Annotated in this window: 1 protein-coding gene; it reads right to left on the minus strand. The window is 76.9% G+C overall.

The window, feature by feature from the left end:
- Positions 1–4,911, minus strand: a 4,911-nt coding sequence (locus tag CCN44_RS10235; protein ID WP_143649675.1) for a type I polyketide synthase, incomplete at both ends; no start/stop codon positions are given.

Here is a 4,911-nt window from a genome sequence, read left to right on the forward strand (position 1 = left end):
GTTGCGCAGTTCCACGGCGGTCAGCGAGTCGAAGCCGGCCTCGCGGAACGAGCGGCGCGGGTCGAGCGTCATGTCGCCGCCGTGGCCGAGCACGGCCGCGACATGGGTGCGGACCAGCTCCAGGAGAGCCGCGTCGCGTTCGGCGGGGCCGAGCGCGGCCAGCCGGTCGGCGAAGGACGCGGCGTCCGTGCGGGAGGCCGCGGTACGGCGGGCGCGTGCGGGCACCAGAGCGCGCAGCACCGCCGGAACGTCCGCGGCGCGGCGCAGGGCGGGCAGGTCCAGGCCGACCGGGAGCAGCAGCGGCTCCTCGGCGGCCAGGGCGGCGTCGAGCAGGCGCAGGCCCTCGGCGGTGGACAGGGGGCGGACACCCGCGCGGGCCATGCGGGCCACGTCGGCGTCGGTGAGGTGGGCGGTCAGCCCGGTGCGCTGCTCCCAGAAGCCCCAGGCCAGCGAGTGCGCCGGCAGGCCGTGGTGGCTGCGGTGGGCGGCCAGCGCGTCGAGGAAGGCGTTGGCGGCGGCGTAGCCGGACTGGCCGGCGCCGTCGACCGTGCCGGCGGCGGAGGAGAACAGCACGAACGCGGCGAGACCGAGGTCGCGGGTCAGCTCGTGCAGATGCCAGGCGGCGTCGGCCTTGGGGCGCAGGACGGCGTCCAGGCGTGCGGGCGTCTGGTCGGCGAGCAGGCCGTCGTCCAGGACGCCGGCGAGGTGGACGACCGCGGTCAGCGGGTGGTCGGAGGGTACGGCGGCGAGGAGCGCGGCGAGCTGGTCGCGGTCGGCGGCGTCGCAGCGGGCCACGGTGATCTCCGCGTCCAGGCCGGTGAAGTCGTCGGCGGCGGTGCCGCTGCGCCCGGCCAGCACGAGGCGGCGTACGCCGTGCTCGGCGACCAGGTGCCGGGTGACCAGGGCGCCGAGCACACCGGTGCCGCCGGTGATCAGTACGGTGCCGTCCGGGTCGAGGGCCGGGGCCTGGCCCCGGGGGGCGGTGCGGGCCAGCCGGGGCACGTGCACGGTGCCGGCGCGCAGGGCCAGTTGGGGTTCCGCGGTGGATGCCGCGGCGGCCGTGGCGGCGTCCGCCTCACCGCCGTCCACGAGCACGAACCGCCCGGGATGCTCGCCCTGCGCGGCCCGCAGCAGGCCCCACACGGCGGCGCCCGCCAGATCGGTGACGTCCTCCTCCCCCACCGCAACGGCGCCCCGTGTGAGCACCAGCAGCCGTGCCTCGGCGGTGCGTTCGTCGGCCAGCCAGTCCTGTACGGCGGCCAGCACCCGCTCGGTCTCCCGGTGTGCGCCGGTGACCGGGTCGCCGCCGCCGGCCGGCAGCACCACCCACGCGGGCACGGACTCCAGCGCGGCCAGGCCCGGTTCGTCCCAGACGGCGTACTCGGGTACGGGCGCCGCGGGGACGGGCAGCGCCGGCCAGTCCAGGCGGTACAGGTCGTCCGTGCGGGCGGCCGGTGCGAGCGCGGCCGGGTCGACGGGCCGGGAGACCAGGGCCTCGACCTCGGCGACCGGGGCGCCCGTGGGGTCGGCCAGCTGGAGGGACAGCGTCTCGTCGCCGTGCATCCTGACCCGCAGGGCGGTGGCCCCGGCCGCGTACAGCGAGACCCCGGTCCAGGCGAAGGGCAGCCGGGCGGTGTCCGCCGCCTCGGTGCCGAGTCCGTCGGCGTGCAGGGCGGCGTCGAACAGGGCGGGGTGCAGGGCGAAGCCGTCGGCGTCGACGGGCAGTTCGACCTCGGCGAAGGTCTCGTCGCCGCGCCGCCACACCGCCCGCAAACCCTGGAAGGCGGGCCCGTACCCGTAGCCGAGGCCGGCCAGGTGGTCGTAGGCGTCCTCGACGGGTACGGGCTCGGCGCCCTGGGGCGGCCAGGCCGCCAGGTCGAAGGCGGGCGGGGCGGTCTGCGGGGCGAGCAGTCCGGTGGCGTGCGCGGTCCAGGCCGTGTCCTCGGCGTCCTCGGGGCGGGAGTGGACGGTCAGCGCGCGGTGTCCGGAGGCGTCGGCGGCGGCGATGTGCAGCTGGAGCTGGAGCGCGCCCCGGGCGGGCAGCACCAGCGGTGCCTGGAGGGTGAGTTCGGCGAGGTGCCCGCACCCGAGGTCGTGGCCGGCGCCGAGGGCCAGCTCGACGAGGGCGGTGCCGGGCAGCAGGGTGGTGCCGGACACGGCGTGGTCGGCGAGCCACGGCGCGGTGGCGGTGGAGAGGCGGCCGGTGAACAGGGTGCCGCCCTCGGCGACCGGGACGGCCGCGCCCAGCAGCGGGTGGCCGGTGGTGCGGAGCCCGGCGGCGGTGACGTCGCCGGCGGAGGCGGACCGGCCGAGCCAGTACCGCTCGCGCTGGAACGGGTAGGTGGGCAGGCCGGCGGGGCGCACCGGCAGGCCGGCGAACACGGCCGACCAGTCGACGGGGACGCCGGCGACGAAGGCCTCGCCGAGGGCGGCCAGGAGGCGTGCGGGGCCGCCGTCCTCGCGGTGCAGCGAGCCGAGGCCGGTGACGTCGGTGCCCGCGACGTCGGCGGTCTCCTCGATGCTGTGCAGCAGCACGGGGTGCGGGCTGCACTCCACGAACACCCCGTACCCGGCGTCGAGCAGGGTGCGCGTGGCCGGCTCGAACAGCACGCTCTGGCGCAGGTTGGTGTACCAATAGCCGGCGTCCAGGCCGGCGGTGTCGAGCCGGGCGCCGGTGACGGTCGAGTAGAACGGCACCTCGGCGGGCCGGGCCCGCACGTCCGCCAGGTCGGCGAGCAGGCGGTCGCGGAGGGACTCGACGTGCGCGGAGTGCGAGGCGTAGTCCACGGGAAGCCGCTTGGCGCGGTCGCCGCCGGCCACGATCGTCTCGCGGAGTTCGTCCAGGGCGTCGGCGTCGCCGGACACCACCACGGAGGAGGCGCCGTTGACGGCGGCCACGGCCACGCGGCCGTCGTAGCGGGCGATCAGCTCGCGTACCCGGGCCTCGGGCAGCGCGACCGACATCATGCCGCCGCGGCCGGAGAGGGCCTGGGCGATGGCCTGGGCGCGCAGGGCGACGACGCGGGCGCCGTCGGCGAGGGAGAGCGCGCCGGCCACGCAGGCGGCGGCGATCTCGCCCTGGGAGTGGCCGATGACGGCGGCGGGCCGGACCCCGTGGGCGCGCCACACCTCGGCGAGCGACACCATGATCGCCCACAGCACGGGCTGGACGACGTCCACCCGTTCCAGCGGCTGCCGTGCCCGGACGGTCTGCAGGAGGTCCCAGTCGGTGACGGGCGCGAGGGCCGCGGCGCAGTCGGCCATGCGCGCGGCGAACACGGGTGAGGTGTCGAGCAGGTCGGCGGCCATCCCGGCCCACTGGGAGCCCTGGCCGGGGAAGACGAAGGCGATGCGGGACTCCGCCGCGGGCCGGCCGCGCACCACGTTCGGCGCGGTGGTGTCGCCCTCGGCGAGGGCGGTCAGGCCCGCGGTGAGGGCGGGCAGGTCGGCGCCGGTGACGACGGCCCGCTCGGCGAGCGCGGCGCGTCCGGTGGCGAGGGTGTGGGCGATGTCGGGCACCGGGTCGGTGCCGGCGGTGAGGTGGTCGAGGAGGCGGCGGGCGTGGGCGGCGAGGCCCTGCGCGTCGTTGCCGGACAGGACGAGCGGGAGCGGCCCGGTCCAGGAGGGCTCCTGGGCGCGGGCCTCATGCTCGGGGGCGGCCTCGATGATGACGTGGGCGTTGGTGCCGCTGATGCCGAAGGAGGACACGGCGGCGCGGCGGGGTTCGCCGTCCTTTGTGGGCCAGTCACGGGCCTCGCCGAGGAGTGCGACGGCGCCGGCCTCCCAGTCGACCTGGGAGGTGGGGTGTTCGGCGTGCAGGGTCCTGGGCAGCCGGCCGTGGCGCATGGCCATGACCATCTTGATGACGCCGGCGACACCGGCGGCGGCCTGGGTGTGCCCGATGTTGGACTTGACGGAGCCCAGCCACAGGGGTTCGTCGCGGTTCTGGCCGTAGGTGGCGAGCAGGGCCTGCGCCTCGATCGGGTCGCCCAGCGGGGTGCCGGTGCCGTGGGCCTCGACGGCGTGCACCTGGCGGGGTTCCAGGCGGGCGTCGGCGAGGGCGGCGCGGATGACGCGCTGCTGGGAGGGGCCGTTGGGGGCGGTGAGGCCGTTGGAGGCGCCGTCCTGGTTGACGGCGGTGCCGCGCACCAGGGCCAGCACGCGGTGGCCGTTGCGCCGGGCGTCGCTGAGCCGTTCCAGCAGGAGCAGGCCGGCGCCCTCGCCCCAGCCGGTGCCGTCCGCGCCCTCCGCGAAGGACTTGCAGCGGCCGTCCAGCGCGAGGCCGCGCTGGCGGGAGAAGTCGATGAAGGTGTCGGGGGTGGACATCACCGTCACGCCGCCCGCGAGCGCGAGCGTGCACTCGCCGGTGCGCAGGGCCTGCACCGCGAGGTGGAGGGCGACGAGCGAGGAGGAGCAGGCGGTGTCGACGGTGACGGCGGGCCCTTCCAGGCCGAGGGTGTAGGAGACGCGGCCGGAGGCGACGCTGCCCAGGTTGCCGTTGCCGAGGTAGCCCTCGACGCCCTCGGGCACCTCGGTGAGCCAGCTGCCGTAGTCGTGGTACATGACGCCCGCGTAGATGCCGGTGCGGCTGCCCTTGAGGCGGTGCGGGTCGATGCCGGCGCGTTCGAAGGCCTCCCAGGCGGTCTCCAGCAGCAGCCGCTGCTGCGGGTCCATGGCGAGGGCCTCGCGCGGGCTGATGCCGAAGAAGGCGGGGTCGAACTGCGGGGCGTCGTAGAGGAAGCCGCCCTGGCGGACGTGGGTCCGGCCGGGGGCGTCGGGGTCGGGGTCGTAGATGGCCTCGACGTCCCAGCCGCGGTCGGCGGGGAAGTCGCCGACGGCGTCCGTGCCCGTGTCGACCAGCTGCCACAGCTGTTCGGGCGTGCTGACCCCGCCGGGGTAGCGGCAGCTCAT

Origin of the sequence: Streptomyces tricolor (assembly GCF_002155905.1) — a bacterium.
Taxonomy (GTDB): domain Bacteria; phylum Actinomycetota; class Actinomycetes; order Streptomycetales; family Streptomycetaceae; genus Streptomyces; species Streptomyces tricolor.